Origin of the sequence: Paraburkholderia sp. J69-1, assembly GCF_905220255.1 — a bacterium.
Taxonomy (GTDB): Bacteria; Pseudomonadota; Gammaproteobacteria; order Burkholderiales; family Burkholderiaceae; genus Paraburkholderia.
In genome coordinates this window covers 23121-39829 of the sequence record NZ_CAJMZG010000012.1, presented here as the reverse complement: position 1 = coordinate 39829, position 16709 = coordinate 23121, and the positions used below count along the sequence as shown (strand labels likewise).

At 64.2% G+C, this 16709-nt stretch carries 15 protein-coding genes; 7 read left to right on the top strand and 8 right to left on the bottom strand.

Annotated elements, in window-relative coordinates; translation table 11 throughout:
• The first annotated feature begins 13 nt into the window (after positions 1–13).
• The 6 genes from U5A67_RS22170 (at position 14) to U5A67_RS22145 (ending at position 5405) form a co-directional block, all read left to right on the top strand.
• Positions 14–1312, top strand: coding sequence for a GspE/PulE family protein (locus tag U5A67_RS22170; protein WP_321816193.1), 1299 nt, complete (start codon positions 14–16; stop codon positions 1310–1312).
• A complete protein-coding gene (locus U5A67_RS22165) occupies positions 1309–2535 on the top strand; it encodes a type II secretion system F family protein (RefSeq protein ID WP_321816192.1) in 1227 nt (408 codons plus the stop codon). The genes U5A67_RS22170 and U5A67_RS22165 overlap by 4 nt, the downstream gene beginning before the upstream one ends.
• Before the next feature lie 115 nt (positions 2536–2650).
• Positions 2651–3547 carry a prepilin peptidase gene (locus tag U5A67_RS22160; RefSeq protein WP_205983470.1) on the top strand — a complete coding sequence of 299 codons (897 nt, stop codon included), beginning with the start codon at positions 2651–2653 and terminating at the stop codon, positions 3545–3547.
• Positions 3548–3559: 12 nt separating this feature from the next.
• Entirely contained in the window at positions 3560–4162 is a 603-nt protein-coding gene (gene coaE / locus U5A67_RS22155; RefSeq protein WP_205983430.1) for a dephospho-CoA kinase, read from the top strand.
• 181 nt (positions 4163–4343) lie between these two features.
• Positions 4344–5099, top strand: a complete 756-nt coding sequence (zapD, locus tag U5A67_RS22150) for a cell division protein ZapD (protein ID WP_027817983.1) — start codon at positions 4344–4346, stop codon at positions 5097–5099.
• 108 nt (positions 5100–5207) lie between these two features.
• On the top strand, positions 5208–5405 hold the full coding sequence (locus U5A67_RS22145) for a DNA gyrase inhibitor YacG (protein ID WP_205983431.1): 198 nt from the start codon (positions 5208–5210) through the stop codon (positions 5403–5405).
• An 89-nt stretch (positions 5406–5494) separates the two neighbouring features.
• Here U5A67_RS22145 and U5A67_RS22140 read toward each other — a convergent pair whose 3' ends face one another.
• The 4 genes from U5A67_RS22140 to secA all read right to left on the bottom strand — a co-directional run bounded on the left by U5A67_RS22140 (position 5495) and on the right by secA (position 11037).
• Entirely contained in the window at positions 5495–5908 is a 414-nt protein-coding gene (locus tag U5A67_RS22140; protein ID WP_205983432.1) for an NUDIX domain-containing protein, read from the bottom strand.
• A complete protein-coding gene (locus tag U5A67_RS22135) occupies positions 5905–6777 on the bottom strand; it encodes an ATP-binding protein (RefSeq protein WP_321816191.1) in 873 nt (290 codons plus the stop codon). The genes U5A67_RS22140 and U5A67_RS22135 overlap by 4 nt, the downstream gene beginning before the upstream one ends.
• A gap of 31 nt (positions 6778–6808) precedes the next feature.
• Entirely contained in the window at positions 6809–8050 is a 1242-nt protein-coding gene (gene argJ / locus U5A67_RS22130) for a bifunctional glutamate N-acetyltransferase/amino-acid acetyltransferase ArgJ (RefSeq protein ID WP_205983434.1), read from the bottom strand.
• Positions 8051–8232: 182 nt separating this feature from the next.
• Positions 8233–11037: a preprotein translocase subunit SecA gene (secA, locus tag U5A67_RS22125; RefSeq protein ID WP_205983435.1), complete on the bottom strand. Its 2805-nt coding sequence runs from the start codon at positions 11035–11037 to the stop codon at positions 8233–8235.
• Between the two features lie 443 nt (positions 11038–11480).
• On the opposite strand from secA, the gene U5A67_RS22120 reads away from it, so the two are divergent.
• Entirely contained in the window at positions 11481–12002 is a 522-nt protein-coding gene (locus U5A67_RS22120; protein ID WP_205983436.1) for a DUF721 domain-containing protein, read from the top strand.
• A 102-nt stretch (positions 12003–12104) separates the two neighbouring features.
• Here U5A67_RS22120 and lpxC read toward each other — a convergent pair whose 3' ends face one another.
• The 4 genes from lpxC to ftsA form a co-directional block, all read right to left on the bottom strand.
• Entirely contained in the window at positions 12105–13022 is a 918-nt protein-coding gene (gene lpxC, locus U5A67_RS22115; RefSeq protein WP_205983437.1) for a UDP-3-O-acyl-N-acetylglucosamine deacetylase, read from the bottom strand.
• A gap of 270 nt (positions 13023–13292) precedes the next feature.
• Positions 13293–13802, bottom strand: a complete 510-nt coding sequence (locus tag U5A67_RS22110) for a peroxiredoxin (protein WP_205983438.1) — start codon at positions 13800–13802, stop codon at positions 13293–13295.
• Positions 13803–14081: 279 nt separating this feature from the next.
• Positions 14082–15275 (bottom strand): cell division protein FtsZ, encoded by a 1194-nt coding sequence (gene ftsZ, locus U5A67_RS22105; RefSeq protein ID WP_205983439.1) that lies wholly within the window; start codon positions 15273–15275, stop codon positions 14082–14084.
• Positions 15276–15472: 197 nt separating this feature from the next.
• The gene (ftsA, locus tag U5A67_RS22100) at positions 15473–16705 is read right to left on the bottom strand and encodes a cell division protein FtsA (RefSeq protein WP_027817993.1); all 1233 of its coding nucleotides are present in this window, start codon (positions 16703–16705) and stop codon (positions 15473–15475) included.
• Positions 16706–16709: the final 4 nt, after the last annotated feature.

Sequence of the window (16709 nt, the reverse complement as noted above, 5' to 3'; positions counted from 1 at the left end):
GGGCCGGCAATCGATGTTTTCCATTCCTGATCGTTTTAGTGCGCACGGTGTACGGCGCGCACCGGCTATCGCGCAACGCACAGCCGATGGCGCGGCGAGCGTTGGCTTTGGCGCCGCCGCTTCGCCTGCGCCGGCAACGCCCGTCTCTTCCGACGACGCGCCCGCCGTCCGCCTGCTCGCCGATACATTGCGCGAAGCCGCGCGCCGCAATGCCTCAGATTTACATATCGAACCGCAGGAACAAGGCTGGCGCGTGCGCTTGCGTATCGACGGCGTGCTGCACGAAATCGCGCGGCCGCCCGCTCATCTGCGCGATGCTTTCGTTACGCGCATCAAGGTGCTCGCGCGTATGGATATTGCGGAGCGGCGCATTCCTCAGGACGGGCGTTTGCGGCTCGCGCCACGTGGCGAAGCGCAGCCGCAGGAAGACTATCGTGTGAACTCGTTGCCCACGCTGCATGGCGAAAAGCTCGTGCTGCGCCGGCTCGAAGCGCTACCCGCCGATCTCTCGCTGAATGCGCTCGGCCTCGACGATACGCAACGAGCAACGCTGAGCGCGGCGATCGGTGCACCGCACGGTCTCGTTCTCGTCACAGGCCCGACCGGCAGCGGCAAAACTCTCTCGCTTTACTGCTTCCTGCAAAAGCTCAACGACGCCTCGCGCAATCTCTGTTCAGTCGAAGATCCCGCCGAAATCCAGCTTGCCGGCATCAATCAGGTCAACGTGCGCGAGAAGGCCGGGCTCACCTTTGCGCTCGCGCTGCGCGCCCTGCTGCGCCAGGACCCGGACGTCATCATGATCGGCGAGATACGCGACGAGGAAACCGCCAGCGTCGCGGTGAAAGCGGCGCAAACGGGACACCTCGTGCTCTCCACACTGCACACCAACGACGCGCCCGCGGCAGTCGCGCGCCTGATCGACATCGGCGTCGAACCGTATAACCTCGCGGCCGCGTTGCGGCTCGTCACGGCGCAACGGCTCGTGCGGCGCCTGTGCATGCAGTGCCGCCAGCGTTCGAACGAATCGGAGGCAACGTTGCGCGCCGCCGGTCTCGCCGATGTGCAACCGTATCTCGCGAAGGGCTGCGAAGCGTGTCATGGCATCGGCTATCGCGGTCGCGTGGGCATTCATGAAGTGTTGCCCGTGAGCGCCGCCATGCGCGACATGATCGTCGAGCGGCGCAGCGCGCACGACATCGCGAAACTGGCGCGCTCGGAGGGCGTCGCCACGTTGCGCGATGCCGCGCTGGCGCGGGTGCGCGACGGCACGACGAGTCTCGCCGAAGCACTCGCCGCGACGGACGCCTCATGATCACGGGCAAACCAACGCAGCCACACGCCGCGCCGGATTCGCGCTTCGCGTGGCGCGGCCTCGATACCACAGGCGTCGCGCGTCACGGCACGCTGATCGCGTTCGACGCTACGGCGGCGCGCGTGGCGCTCAAGCGCGAGCGCATCACCGCCACGCTGATCGAGCGGCGCGGCCCGGCGCCTTCGCCACGAGCCAATCAGGCGGACATCACCCGCTTCACGCGTCAGCTCGCCAGTCTGCTGCGCGCGGGTCTGCCGCTTGCCGGTGCGCTCGATCTGCTCGCGCAGGCGAGCGGGCCGCACGGGCTGCCGCGCATCGCAGCCGCGCTCGCGCGTGAGATCACCGCAGGCAAGCGTTTCGCGGATGCACTCGCGCAATATCCGATGCGCTTCGGCTCGCTCTATTGTCAGCTCGTGGCTGTAGGCGAGGCGTCGGGCGCGCTCGCCGGGGTACTCGCCCGCGTCGCCGATGATCGGGAACGTGCCGCCGCGCAACGCTCGAAGGTGCGCGCCGCGCTCACCTATCCGGTCGCCGTGCTGCTGCTCGCCTTCGCGATCACAGCCGCGTTGCTGGTCTGGGTCGTGCCCACGTTCAAGCAGATCTTCGATGGCTTCGGCGCGACGCTGCCCGCGCCCACACAATTCGTCCTGATGCTCTCGGCGGCGGCGGCGCGCTGGAGCGTGCCCACGGCGGCGCTCTGTACCGCCGGCGTTTTCGCACTCCATACCTTGCTGCGCCGCTCCGAAGCTGCGCGCATCGCATTCGGACGCATCGTGCTCGCACTGCCGCTCTTCGGCACTTTGCTCACGACCTTGTGCGCCGCGCGCTGGAGCCGCGCGCTCGGCACACTTCTAGGCGCCGGTACGCCGCTCGCCGATGCCTTCGAATCGCTCACGCACGCAAGCGGTAACGCGTTCTTCGATCAGGCAAGCGCGAGCATCAGCGCGCGGCTTCGGCATGGAGAACGTCTTGCGTCGGCCATGCGCTCGGCGGGCTGCTTTCCCGACGATGTGATCCAGCCCGTCGCGGTCGCGGAGGAATCCGGCGCACTCGACGCGATGCTGCTCGACGTCGCCGCGCTCGCCGACCGTCAGGTGGACGAAAAGATCGCGCTTGTGGCGAGTCTGTGCGAGCCACTCATCATCGTGGTGCTCGGTGCGCTGGTCGGCGGCCTTGTGGTTGCGATGTATCTTCCCATCATTCAACTGGGCAACGTGGTGTAGCATCGCTGCCAGATTACGGTTCCCGCTCATGTCCGTCCTTTTATCGTCCGCCGCCGCTTCCACGCCACTCGCGTCATCCTTCAACGGATCGCAGGTCACGTCCGCTTCGTCCGTCATGTCTGTCGATGCGGCCGCACCTTTGTCCGTCGCGCTGGGCACTTTGCCGCCTGGCCTGCTGATGGGCTTCGCGATCGTGATCGGCCTCGTGATCGGCAGTTTCCTCAACGTGGTGATACATCGCCTGCCGATCATGCTGGAGCGCGCCTGGCGCGCCGACGCCGCCGAAGTGTCCGGTCACGCATCCGAAAGCGGCGACCTGTTCAACGACGGTCTGCCCGCGCGCTACAACCTCTGGCTGCCGCGCAGCGCCTGCCCGCATTGCGGCCACGTATTGCGCGCCTGGGAAAACATTCCGCTCGTGAGCTGGCTCATGTTGCGCGGCCGCTGCTCGCAATGCGGCACGCGCGTGAGCGTGCGCTACCCCGCCATCGAACTCGCCAGCGCAATCTGCGCAGCGGGCACGCTGCTCGCGTTCGGCCCTACGGGCAAGGCGCTTGCGGCGTTCGTGCTGTGCGCGTCGTTGATTGCCGCAAGCGCGATCGATCTCGAACATCACCTGCTGCCCGATTCGATTACGCTGCCGCTCGTGTGGGCCGGCTTGCTGGTGAATCTCGTCGATACCTTCACCGATCTGCAAAGCGCCGTGATCGGCGCAGTCGCCGGCTATCTCGCGTTGTGGACCGTGTACTGGATCTTCCGTCTGCTGCGCGGCGTCGAAGGCATGGGGCATGGCGATTTCAAGCTACTCGCGGCGCTCGGCGCGTGGCTCGGCTGGGCCGCGCTGCCACAGATCATCGTGATTGCCGCGGTGGCCGGCGCAGCAGTCGGTCTCGCGGCAACGGTGAGCGGACGCATGCGCTTCGAAGAGCCGCTGCCGTTCGGGCCGTATCTGGCAGCAGGCGCGTTCTTCACGCTGTTCGCGGGCACGCCGTTTTATGGCGCTTTTGTGTGAGGCAATAAATCGATGATTGCGGTTGGATTGACGGGCGGTATCGGCAGCGGCAAATCCACGGTTGCGGACCTGTTCGCCGCGCGCGGCGTGCCGCTCGTGGACACGGACGTGATCGCGCATCGCGTCACCGCCCCGCAGGGCGTCGCCATGCCACAGATCGCCGCGCAATTCGGCCCTGAATTCGTCGCCGCCGATGGCTCGATGGATCGCGCGCGCATGCGTGCACTCGTGTTCGGCGACGAGGCCGCGCGCAAGCGGCTCGAAGCGATCACGCATCCGCTGATCCGCGCGGAAACCGAGCGCGAAACGCGCGAGGCCAAGGGCCCTTACGTGATGCTGGTGGTGCCGTTGCTGGTCGAATCCGGCGCGTGGAAATCGCGCGTGGATCGCGTGCTGGCTGTCGATTGCAGCGTTCAAACGCAGATCGCGCGCGTGATGCGCCGCAACGGTTTCACACGCGAGCAGGTGCAGGCGATCATCGCACGTCAGGCCACGCGCGAAGCACGTCTTGCCGCCGCCGACGATGTGATCGTCAACGACGACACCACGCTCGATGCACTCGCACAGGACGTCGAACTACTCCATCGGCGCTATCTCGCGCTTGCAGGCGCTTAACCGCGCTCGCTGCCACTGCGTTTTTGCAGCACGCAATCGCAAAATCGAGTCGAAATTCGCAGGAATCTGCAGGAAAACACGGATGTGACAGCGTTGCACGGGCAAGCGCGATTGCGACCGTAGTCCCACGGCATTAGAATGTCCTGCAATCCTTCACCGACCACGCCCGAGGCGAGCGCGCTTGATTCTTTACGAGTATCCCTTCAACGAGCGAATCCGGACGCTGCTGCGCCTCGAAGACCTGTTCGAGCGTTTTACGTTTTTCCTGACTCAGGAAGATCCGAGGGAACATCACGTCGCGCTCACGACGCTGTTCGAAATCGCGGAAGTCGCAGGCCGCGCCGATCTCAAATCGGACCTCATGAAGGAGCTCGAAAGGCAGCGTCAGACGCTCGCGCCGTTCCGCGGCAATCCCGGTATCGAACAGAATGCGCTGGAAAGCGTGCTCGGCGAAATCGAGCAGACGCTTGCGGGCCTCACGCAGATGCAGGGCAAAACCGGCCAGCATCTTGCAGACAACGAGTGGCTCACCAGCATCCGCAGCCGCGCGATCATTCCGGGCGGCACCTGCAAGTTCGATCTGCCCTCGTATTACGCGTGGCAACAGTTGCACGCAGATCAACGCCGCCAGGACATCGCCAAATGGGTCACGCCGCTGCTGCCGCTGCGCGACGCCGCCAGCATCGTGCTGCGTCTCGCGCGCGAATCCGGCCAGGCGTCGAAGGTGATGGCGATGCAGGGCAGCTATCAGCAGATGCTCTCGGGCCGCACTTACCAGTTGATGCAGGTGCGCGTGGCACCCGATTTGCGCGTGATTCCCGAAGCCAGCGCCAACAAGTACATGCTGTGGGTGCGCTTCACGGTGCAGGACGGCGATCTGCGCCCGCGCGCCGTCGATCAGGACGTGCCATTCCAGCTCACGCTCTGCAGCCTGTAAGCAGCGGCCGGCAGAATCTGTCACCATCCGCTGATTGCCTTTGCGCCATTTTTCAATCGCGCGGCGCCTACTGAAACGGCGCCGCCTCGCTACTGATCAGTCGACCGAATGACCACCGTTGTCAAATGCCCGTCCTGCGGTAAGGACGTCCGCTGGGTGCCGGAAAGCCGCTTCCGCCCGTTTTGCTCCGAACGCTGCAAGCAGATGGATCTCGGCGCCTGGGCCGCTGAAAAGTACCGGATCGGCGGCAACGAGGAAGACACGCCGCCCGACGACGAAGCACCGCCCACCGATACGCGCCAGTAAGCCGCACACCGATAAAAAAAAAAGCCGCCGCACCTCGAAGTGCGGCGGCTTTTGTACTTTTTGCCGGCGGTTTCAGCGCAAAGCTGGCCTTAATCCGCCGCCAGCCACTCCAGCACGGGAATCGTCGCGGGCAGCAACGGCTCCACGCTCGCGGGCAGCGCCTGCCATGCCAGCGCCTGACCTTCGCGGCCGTGCGGCTCGCCGGTCCACTCGGTCACCTTGCAGAAGTACAGACGCACGTAGGCATGCGGATAATCGTGCTCGAGCGTATGCCAGCGATGGCAAGCCTTCACGTCGATCCCCAATTCCTCGTGCAGCTCGCGCGCAAGCGCCGCCTCGACCGACTCGCCCTGCTCCAGCTTGCCGCCAGGAAATTCCCAGTAGCCCGCGTAGGGTTTGCCTTCGGGGCGCTGCGCCAGCAGATAACGGCCATCGGGCTGCACCAGCACGCCGACCGCAACTTCCGTGACGGGGCGCGCCGCGGTTTTGACTTGCTCGCTCATGCTTGTTCCGTCTTCTTGCCCGACCAGTCGCGCGCGAATTGCCACGCCACACGGCCCGAACGCGAACCGCGCTCCAGCGCCCAGACCAGCGCGTCGCCGCGTGCGCTTTCGACTTCGGCGTCATCGCAGCCGAAGTGACGCAGCCAGTGTCCGACGATCGTCAGATAGTCGTCCTGCTTGAACGGATAAAAGCTCACCCACAAGCCGAAGCGTTCCGACAGCGAGATCTTCTCCTCCACCACTTCACCCGGATGAATCTCACCGTCGGGCATGTGCTTGTAGGACTCGTTGTCGCTCATGTACTCGGGCAGCAGATGGCGGCGGTTCGAGGTCGCGTAGATCAGCACGTTGTCGGACTGGGCGGCCACCGAACCGTCGAGCGCCACTTTCAGCGCCTTGTAGCCCGATTCGCCGTCTTCGAACGAGAGATCGTCGCAGAACACGATGAAGCGCTCGGGGCGCGTCGAGATCAGATCGACGATATCGCCCAGATCGTGCAGGTCGTCCTTGTCGACTTCGATCAGGCGCAGACCGTCCTGCGCGTAGGCGTTCAGGCAGGCCTTGATCAGCGACGACTTGCCGGTGCCGCGCGCGCCCGTCAGCAGCACGTTGTTCGCGGGCTTCTTCTGCACGAACTGGCGCGTGTTGCGATCGATGAGATTCTTCTGGCGATCGATGTTCTGCAGATCGTCGAGCGAAATCAGCGAAACGCCGGGGACCGGTTGCAGGAAGCCGCGGCCCTGGCGCGTGCGCCAGCGGAACGCGACTGCCGAGTTCCAGTCCACATCGGGCGCTGCCGGCGGCAGCACGGCTTCGAGTCGGCCGAGCAGCGCTTCGGCGCGGGTCAGAAACTGTTCGAGCTTGTCCATTGCGTCTTGTCTAGAAAGATCGGGAACCCGATCAGGAACGATAGTCGGCGTTGATGCTCACGTAGTCGTGCGAGAGATCGCAGGTCCAGACGGTGGCTTCGGCGTTACCGCGGCCGAGCACCACGCGGATCAGGATCTCGCTCTTCTTCATCACGCGCTGGCCGTCTTCTTCCTTGTATTCCGGGTTACGGCCGCCGGCCTTCGCCACAAGCACGTCGTCCAGATACAGATCGATCTTGTTGACGTCCAGATCCGTCACGCCCGCATAGCCGATCGCGGCCAGGATACGGCCCAGGTTGGGGTCCGATGCGTAGAACGCGGTCTTCACGAGCGGCGAGTGGCCGATCGCGTAGGCGATCTGGCGGCACTCGGCGACATCCTTGCCGCCTTCGACCTGAATCGTCATGAACTTGGTCGCGCCTTCGCCGTCGCGCACGATCAGTTGCGAGAGCGTCTGCGCCACTTCCGTGACGGCGTCGCGCAGTGCAGCGTACGCCGGCGAATCGGTCGACGTGATGGCCGGCAGGCTCGATTTGCCCGAAGCGATCAGGATGAACGAGTCGTTGGTCGAGGTGTCGCCATCGATCGTGATGCAGTTGAACGAGCGATCGGCCACATGCTTGACGAGTTCGTCCATGACCGGCTGCGCCACGTTCGCGTCGAACGCGAGGAAGCCCAGCATGGTCGCCATGTTCGGCTTGATCATGCCCGCGCCCTTGCTGATGCCGGTGAGCGTGACCGTGTGGCCGTCGATCGTGACCTGGCGCGACGCGGCCTTCGGCAGCGTGTCGGTCGTCATGATCGCGTGCGCGGCGTCGAACCAGTTCGCTTCCTTGCGGTTCGCGAGCGCAGCGGGCAGACCGGCCTTCAGGCGGTCGATCGGCAGCGGCTCGAGAATCACGCCGGTCGAGAACGGCAGCACCTGCGAGGACTCGATGCCCGCGAGGCGCGCGAGTTCGTCGCAGGTTTCGCGCGTGTGCTTCATGCCCGGCTCGCCCGTACCCGCGTTGGCGTTACCCGTGTTGATGACGAGCGCGCGGATGCCCGCACCACCTTCGCGCACCTTCGCGAGATGTTCGCGGCACACCGTCACCGGCGCGGCGCAGAAGCGGTTGAGCGTGAACACGCCCGCGACGCTCGCGCCTTCTTCGACGGAAATCACCAGCACATCCTTGCGGTTGGGCTTGCGGATATGGGCTTCCGCCCAGCCGAGCGTCACGCCGGCGACCGGATGAAGTTGTGCGGGATCGATCGAGGGGAAATTGACAGCCATGGTGGCGACCTGTCGAAAAGGCAATGCCGGCCGCGACGTTTCTGTCAGCCTGGCCGGCATTGAGGATTCAAAACGCAAGGCCCGTCAGGGAGAGCGGGCCACCGGAATCTACGCGCAAGCGCGTCACGAAGCGAACGGCGCGATCATCGAACCCGGTTCGATACACGCGCCGCCGCGCTCCATCACGCGATCTTGCCGTGGCACTGCTTGTACTTCTTGCCGCTGCCGCACGGGCACGGGTCGTTGCGACCGACCTTCGGCACGCCGTCGGCGTCCAGCGCCTCGTGGCTCATGGCCGCGCCGACCATCGCTGCCGCGGCGTCCGCGACCGGTGCCGCCGCGCCCACCGGCGCTGCTTCGGCGCCCGTTTCGGCGAACTCGGCGTGACGGAATTCGACGTTCTCCAGATGGCCGCCCTGCTCTTCCATCTGTTCGGCCGCTTCTTCGAGTTGCTGCGGCGACTGGATCTGCACGTTCATGACGATGCGCGTGACTTCCTGCTTCACGGCGTCGAGCATGGCGGCGAACAGTTCGAACGCTTCGCGCTTGTATTCCTGCTTCGGGTTCTTCTGCGCATAACCGCGCAGATGGATGCCCTGACGCAGGTGATCGAGCGCGGCGAGGTGTTCGCGCCAGCTACGGTCGAGCGTCTGCAGCATGACCGAGCGCTCGAACGCGCTGAACGATTCGCGACCCACGAGCGCCACCTTCTGCTCGTAGGCTTCGTCGGCGGCGGCGAGCACGGCTTCGAGAATCTCGTCCGCGTCGATCGACGACGACTCGTTGATCATTTCCTGGATCGCGAGGTCGAGCTGCCATTCGTTGCGCAGAATCTCTTCCAGCTCGGGCACGTCCCACTGCTCTTCGATACTGCCGTGCGGCACATATTGACGCACGATATCCGTGACCACGCCGTGACGCATCGCGCCGATGGTTTCGGTGATGTCGTGCGCTTCGAGCAGTTCGTTGCGCTGCTGGTAGATCACCTTGCGCTGGTCGTTCGAGACGTCGTCGTATTCGAGCAGCTGCTTGCGGATGTCGAAGTTACGCGCTTCGACCTTGCGCTGCGCCGACTCGATCGAACGCGTGACGATGCCCGCCTCGATCGCCTCGCCTTCCGGCATCTTCAGGCGGTCCATGATGGCGCGCACGCGGTCGCCCGCGAAAATGCGCAGCAGCGGATCTTCGAGCGACAGATAGAAACGCGACGAACCCGGATCGCCCTGACGGCCCGCACGGCCGCGCAGCTGGTTGTCGATACGGCGCGATTCGTGGCGCTCGGTGCCGATGATGTGCAGACCGCCCGCGGCCTTCACCTGATCGTGCAGCGTCTGCCATTCGTCGTGCAGTTGCTGGATGCGGCGCGCCTTTTCGTCGGCGGGAATCGAATCGTCGGCTTCGATGAACGCAGCCTGCTTTTCCGCATTGCCGCCCAGCACGATGTCGGTACCGCGACCGGCCATGTTGGTGGCAATGGTCACGCGCTTCGGACGGCCGGCTTCGGCGACGATCGCGGCTTCGCGACCGTGCTGCTTGGCGTTGAGCACGTCGTGCGGCAGCCCCGCCTGCGTGAGCAGATGCGAGAGCAGTTCCGAGTTTTCGATCGAGGTCGTACCGACCAGCACCGGCTGACCGCGCTCGTGGCATTCGCGGATGTCGCGAATCACGGCGTCGTAGCGCTCCTTGGCGGTCTTGTAGATCTGATCCTGCTTGTCGATGCGCTTCGGAATCCGGTTGGTCGGGATCACGACGGTTTCGAGGCCGTAGATCTCGTTGAATTCGTACGCTTCGGTATCCGCCGTGCCCGTCATGCCCGAGAGCTTGGCGTACATGCGGAAGTAGTTCTGGAACGTGATCGACGCGAGCGTCTGGTTTTCGCTCTGGATCTTGACGTGTTCCTTCGCTTCCACGGCCTGATGCAGACCATCCGACCAGCGGCGGCCGGCCATCAGACGGCCGGTGAATTCGTCGACGATCACGACTTCGCCGTTCTGCACCACGTAATGCTGATCCTTGAAGAACAGCGTGTGCGCGCGCAGGGCGGCGTACACGTGATGCATCAGCGTGATGTTCTGCGGCGCGTAGAGGCTTTCGCCCTGACCGATCAGGCCCCACTCGGCGAGCATGCGCTCGGCCTTTTCGTGGCCCGCTTCCGTCAGGAACACCTGACGTGCCTTTTCGTCGAGCGTGTAGTCGCCCGGCTTTTCGACGCCCGTGCCATCGGCCTTCTCTTCGCCGATCTGGCGTTCGAGCAGCGGCGGCAGCGCGTTCATACGCACGTAGAGTTCGGTGTGATCTTCGGCCTGACCGGAGATGATCAGCGGCGTACGCGCTTCGTCGATCAGAATCGAGTCCACTTCGTCGACCACGGCGAAGTTCAGCGCACGCTGCACGCGCGCCTCGGTCTCGTAGACCATGTTGTCGCGCAGATAGTCGAAGCCGAACTCGTTGTTCGTACCGTAGGTGATGTCCGAGCCGTAGGCTTCCTGCTTCATGCCGTGATCCATCTGCGACAGATTGATGCCGACGGACAGACCGAGGAAGTTATACAGGCGCGCCATCCATTCGGCGTCGCGCTGGGCGAGGTAGTCGTTCACCGTGACCACGTGCACACCGCGCCCGGACAGCGCGTTCAGGTACACCGGCAGCGTCGCGACCAGCGTCTTGCCTTCGCCGGTGCGCATTTCGGCGATCTTGCCGTAATGCAGCACCATGCCGCCGATCAACTGGACGTCGAAGTGGCGCATCTTGAGCACACGCTTGCTGGCCTCGCGGCAGACAGCGAACGCCTCGGGCAGCAGATCGTCGAGCGAAGTGCCCTTCGAGATGCGCTCGCGGAATTCGACGGTCTTGGCGCGCAGCTGCTCGTCGGTGTATTGCTCGATGGTCGGTTCGAGCGCGTTGATCGCCACGACCGTCTTCTGATATTGCTTGATCAGGCGCTGATTGCGGCTGCCAAAGATTTTCTGTAAGAAACCGGTGGTCATCGGATCGGTGTCTGCGTCGCGGCTTCAGCCGGGATTCCTGCGTGGCGCGTTGCAAACCGGCAGATAAACGGCTGGTTTGCTTACGTTTGCACCACGCGCCCGGATCGGAAGGACCTCGGCGGCTTAAGCCCAAATTGGTGGATTCGAATCGGGCATTTTAGCACGCACCCCAGGCAGCGCCCGTGTCAGAGCCATGATGGGAGCTGCGTCGGATGTCGTGCCAAAAGCCCGCGCTGACGCGCCTCGCGAGCCGTTGCCATTGCCGCTTTTCGGGCGGAGCGGCGCAGGACGCACTGCGGCGACGCAATCAGCAAGCTGCGACGCCGCAAGAGAAGCAACGTGAACACAAACATCGGGGCAAACATGGGCGCAAATGGCGCAAGCTACAATGACGACATCGCCGCGCAACCCGCGCGGGCCCTGTTTGCTCCTCTTCTCGCCACATGAGCCGTTTTTCGCCGATTTCAAGGCCGGGCGCCACCGCCGCGCCGCGTGCGCAGCGCAATTCGCGCGCGCCGGGCCGCGCGCCGCGCTCGCCGCAGCCGGTCGCCGAAGTCCTCAGCCGCACCGACGCCTTCGCGCCGCTGCGCGCGGGCGTCGAGCAGATCGCGGCGATCCAGCGCGACCTGAACGCGCTGCTGCCCGACTATCTGGCGGCCAGCGTGGAACCGGGCTTCATCAAGGATGGGACGCTGGCGCTTTTTGCCGCACATAACGCGCTCGCTGCGCGGCTGCGGCACCTGGAACCGCGCCTCGTCACCGAATTGCAGGCGCGCGGCTGGGCGCTCACGAGTGTGCGCATTCGCGTGCGCCCGCAGGCCGTGAAGGAGCCGCCGCAGCCCAAACAGGCGCGCATGACGCCAGTGGGCGCCGAGGCGCTGGCGAGTTTGAGCGAAAGCCTGCCGCCTTCGCCGCTGCAGGAAGCGCTCGCGAAAATGGCGGCGCGGCATTTGAAGCGACGCTAAAACGGCATGCGACGCAAAATAAAAAAGGGTGGCATGAAGCCACCCTTTTTCGTTTGATCGGAGCATTGCCGTCGCGATCTTGATGCCGCGACTTGATGCCGATCAGGCAAACGCCGTCTGCGCCTCGTAACCGAAGCCGCGCGGCGCCTTTTGCGTGTCGTCGAAGGTCACGATTTCATACGCGTCTTCGTGCGCCAGCAACTCGCGCAGCAGCGCGTTGTTCAGACCGTGGCCCGACTTATAGGCGTCGTACGAAGCCAGCAGCGGATGGCCGACCACGTAAAGATCGCCGATCGCGTCGAGCATCTTGTGCTTCACGAATTCGTCGTCGTAACGCAGGCCGTCGTTGTTCAGAATGCGGTACTCGTCCAGCACGATCGCGTTGTCCATGCTGCCGCCGCGCGCCAGACCCAGCTCGCGCATCATTTCCACTTCATGAGCGAAGCCGAAGGTGCGTGCACGGGCGATTTCACGCACGTACGAAGTATTCGCGAAGTCGACTTCGAGCGCCTGACCGGTCTTGTCCACGGCCGGGTGACGGAAATCGATGGTGAACTTGAGCTTGAAGCCGAAGAACGGATCGAGACGCGCGAATTTGTCGCCTTCGCGCACTTCCACGGTCTTCTTCACCTTGATGAACTTCTTCGGCGCGTTCTGCTCTTCGATACCGGCCGACTGGATCAGGAACACGAACGACGATGCGCTGCCGTCCATGATCGGAATCTCTTCCGCCGTGACGTCGATATAGAGGTTGTCGATGCCCAGACCTGCGCACGCGGACATCAGATGCTCGATGGTCGAGACGCGCGCGCCGTCCTTCTGCAGCACCGAAGCGAGGCGGGTATCGCCAATCGCCATCGCCGACGCGGGAATATCCACCGGAGTCGGCAAATCCACGCGCGAAAACACGATGCCCGTGTCCGGCGCCGCCGGGCGTAGCGTCAGATTGACCTTGCGACCCGAGTGCAGGCCGATGCCAACCGTTTTCACGATCGATTTGATGGTTCGCTGCTTCAACATAGTGTTCTGCTCATTGAAAATCCCAATCGGGATTTTTTAACTCATAGGGCGAATTATACTCCAAGTATGGCAAGTCCGTCGTCGTCCGGGGCGTGACAATCTGTTTCCCCACGTTACCTCCAGGGGATGGACGACGGGCCGCTGGTCGGAACGGAGGCGTTCCCGGCCAGCGGCCCGTACGGCAGGTAGTAATAGCCCGTCACATTTGCCCGATGATTTGTCCGACGCTCCGTTGCGCTGCGGCAACGGGAACGCGGCCAAAGCATCGGCTCAGGTCGGGCTCAACGCGGCGAGTATGCTCGCTGCATCGCTGACTTCGAATTTGCCCGGTGCTTCGAGGTTCAGCGTCTTGACCACGCTGTCGTCGATCACCATGGCGTAGCGCTGGGACCGGATGCCCATGCCACGCGCCGACAAATCCTGCTCCAGACCGAGTGCACGGGTGAACGCCGCACTGCCGTCGGCCATCATGCGTACCTTGCCCGAGGTCCGCTGATCTCGCCCCCACGCGCCCATCACAAACGCGTCGTTGACGGACACGCACCAGATTTCGTCGATGCCCGCCGCGCGCAGCGCTTCGTACTGCTCGACATAACCCGGTACGTGTTTCGCGGAGCACGTGGGCGTGAACGCGCCCGGCAATCCGAAGATCACCACGCGTTTGCCCGCCGTTTGCTCGCGCACGCTGAAGCTGTTTGGCCCCAGCGTGCAGCCCGCGCGCTCGTCTTCGACAAATTCGAAGAGCGTGGCGTCGGGCAGCGTTTCACCCAGTTTGATCATCACTCGTCCTTCACATCGATGCGCGTAGCGTCCGCGCCCGTCATAACGCGCAATATTGCGCCGAAAACCGCGCCCTGGCTGCGGCGCATATGCCGTGCCGCGCATCGAAACGCAGCGGGCACGCATCCGCGCCGGGCATCCTCGCGGATGCGGCCTTGCGGGTTCTCTTCGTCATCATCGCAACGTCATGCCGAACGCTCCGTCCGCGGGCGGGCACTGAACCACCGTGCCCGGCGCCGCAGCCAGAACTCGCTCGCCGCGCAGTTCGCCTGGCCGGCCTTAGTCGGCCTGCTTGCGCAGGAACGCCGGGATGTCGTACGTATCGACGCCCTTTTCCTGCAGCGCCTGCACGTGCGAAGCCGCGGTGTCGCGCGACGTGCGCCAGACTGCCGGCGTGTCGAGCGCGCCGTAGTCGGCGGTCTGTGCGTGTTGCGGTGCGTACGTCTGAGCCGCTGCAACCGGATGGTTGTCCGTACCCGTGCGCAGCAGCGTCATCGGTGCAGCCTGTTGGCGCGTTGCTGCCGCGCGGCCCAGACCCGTTGCCACCACCGTCACGCGCAGTGCGTCGCCCATCGCGTCGTCGTACACGGCACCGAAGATCACCGTGGCGTCTTCCGCCGCGTAGCTCTTGATCGTGTTCATGACTTCACGCGTTTCCGACAGACGCAGCGAACGGCTCGACGTGATGTTGACCAGCACGCCACGCGCGCCCGACAGATCGACGCCTTCGAGCAGCGGGCTCGCGACCGCCTGCTCGGCTGCCAGACGTGCGCGATCGACGCCGGCAACCGTTGCCGTGCCCATCATCGCCTTGCCCTGCTCGCCCATCACCGTCTTCACGTCTTCAAAGTCGACGTTCACCAGACCGTCGACATTGATGATTTCGGCGATGCCTGCGACGGCGTTGTTCAGAACGTCGTCCGCGCACTGGAAGCACTTGTCCATCTCGGCGTCATCGCCCATCACGTCGAACAGCTTGTCGTTCAGAACGACGATCAGCGAGTCGACGTGATCCTCCAGTTGCTGCGAGCCGGCTTCCGCCACGCGCATGCGCTTGCCACCTTCGAATTCGAACGGCTTGCTCACCACGCCAACGGTGAGAATGCCCATTTCCTTGGCGATCTGCGCGACCACCGGTGCTGCACCCGTGCCCGTGCCGCCGCCCATACCGGCGGTGATGAACACCATATGCGCGCCAAGCAGCGAGTCGGCGATGCGCTCGCGCGCTTCTTCAGCCGCCGCGCGGCCCATTTCCGGCTTCGCGCCAGCGCCCAGACCCGTGTTGCCGAGCTGGATCACGGCCGGTGCGCGCGAACGCGAAAGCGCCTGCGCATCCGTGTTCATCACGATGAAATCGACGCCTTGCACGCCGCGATTGATCATGTGCTGCACGGCATTGCCGCCAGCGCCACCTACGCCCACCACCTTGATGATGGTGCCGTTGGTTTCCGTTTCCAACATCTGGAATTCCATGTTGCCTCCGTCAAGAAAAAGATTTCCGCTCCTCGGCGTTATTCAGGGGAGAGTCGGGCAACCCTTCCCTGCGCGCCAGCCGCCGTCACCAGCGCTTCTTCGGTCCCTGCGTTGAGCCTTTTGCGTCCGCTCTTACGTCTACTTGTGCGTCTTTTTTAAGTTCGGGTCTGCGCGTTCAGCCTGCGCAGATCACCGCATCAGAAGTTGCCGAGAAACCAGTCCTTCATGCGCGTGAAGACCTGCCCCATCGACCCCGACTGCACCGCAACCTTGCGACCGCGCATACGCTGCGCGCGGCCCTCCACGAGCAGGCCCATCGCCGTCGAATAGCGCGGATTGCGCACGACGTCGGCGAGACCGCCCGCGTACTCCGGCACGCCAATGCGCACCGGCTTGAGGAAGATGTCTTCGCCCAGCTCGACCATGCCCGGCATCATCGCGGCGCCGCCGGTCAGCACGACGCCCGAACTGAGCAATTCCTCATAGCCCGACTCGCGCACCACCTGCTGCACGAGCGAGAACAACTCTTCCACGCGCGGCTCGATCACCGCGGCGAGCGCCTGGCGCGATAGCGTGCGCGGACCGCGCTCGCCCAGCCCCGGCACTTCGATCATTTCGTCCGGATCGGCCAGCGCCTGCTTGGCGATGCCGTAGCTCACCTTGATGTCTTCGGCGTCCGGCGTGGGCGTGCGCAGCGCCATGGCGATATCGCTCGTCACCTGGTCGCCCGCGATAGGAATCACGGCCGTGTGACGGATCGCGCCTTCGCTGAAGATCGCGATGTCGGTCGTGCCGCCGCCCACATCCACCAGCACCACGCCGAGTTCCTTCTCGTCGTCGGTGAGCACCGCCAGCGACGAAGCCAGCGGTTGCAGGATCAGATCGTTCACTTCGAGGCCGCAGCGACGCACACACTTGACGATGTTCTGCGCCGCGCTCACCGCGCCGGTGACGATATGCACCTTCACTTCGAGGCGGATGCCGCTCATGCCGATCGGCTCGCGCACATCTTCCTGACCGTCGATGATGAATTCCTGCGTGAGGATATGCAGCACCTGCTGGTCGGTCGGGATGTTGATCGCCTTGGCCGTTTCGATCACGCGCGCAACGTCCGTCTGCGTGACTTCTTTCTCCTTGATGGCGACCATGCCGCTCGAGTTGAAGCTGCGGATATGGCTGCCTGCGATGCCGGTGAACACATTAGTGATCTTGCAGTCGGCCATCAGTTCCGCTTCTTCGAGCGCACGCTGGATAGACTGCACCGTGGCCTCGATGTTCACCACCACGCCCTTCTTGAGACCTTTCGATTCGGCCTGGCCGAGGCCGATCACCTCGTAGTGGCCATCGCTTTTCATTTCGGCGACGACGGCCACCACCTTCGACGTCCCGATGTCGAGGCTGACCAGCAGATCTTTATAGTCTTTACTCATATCG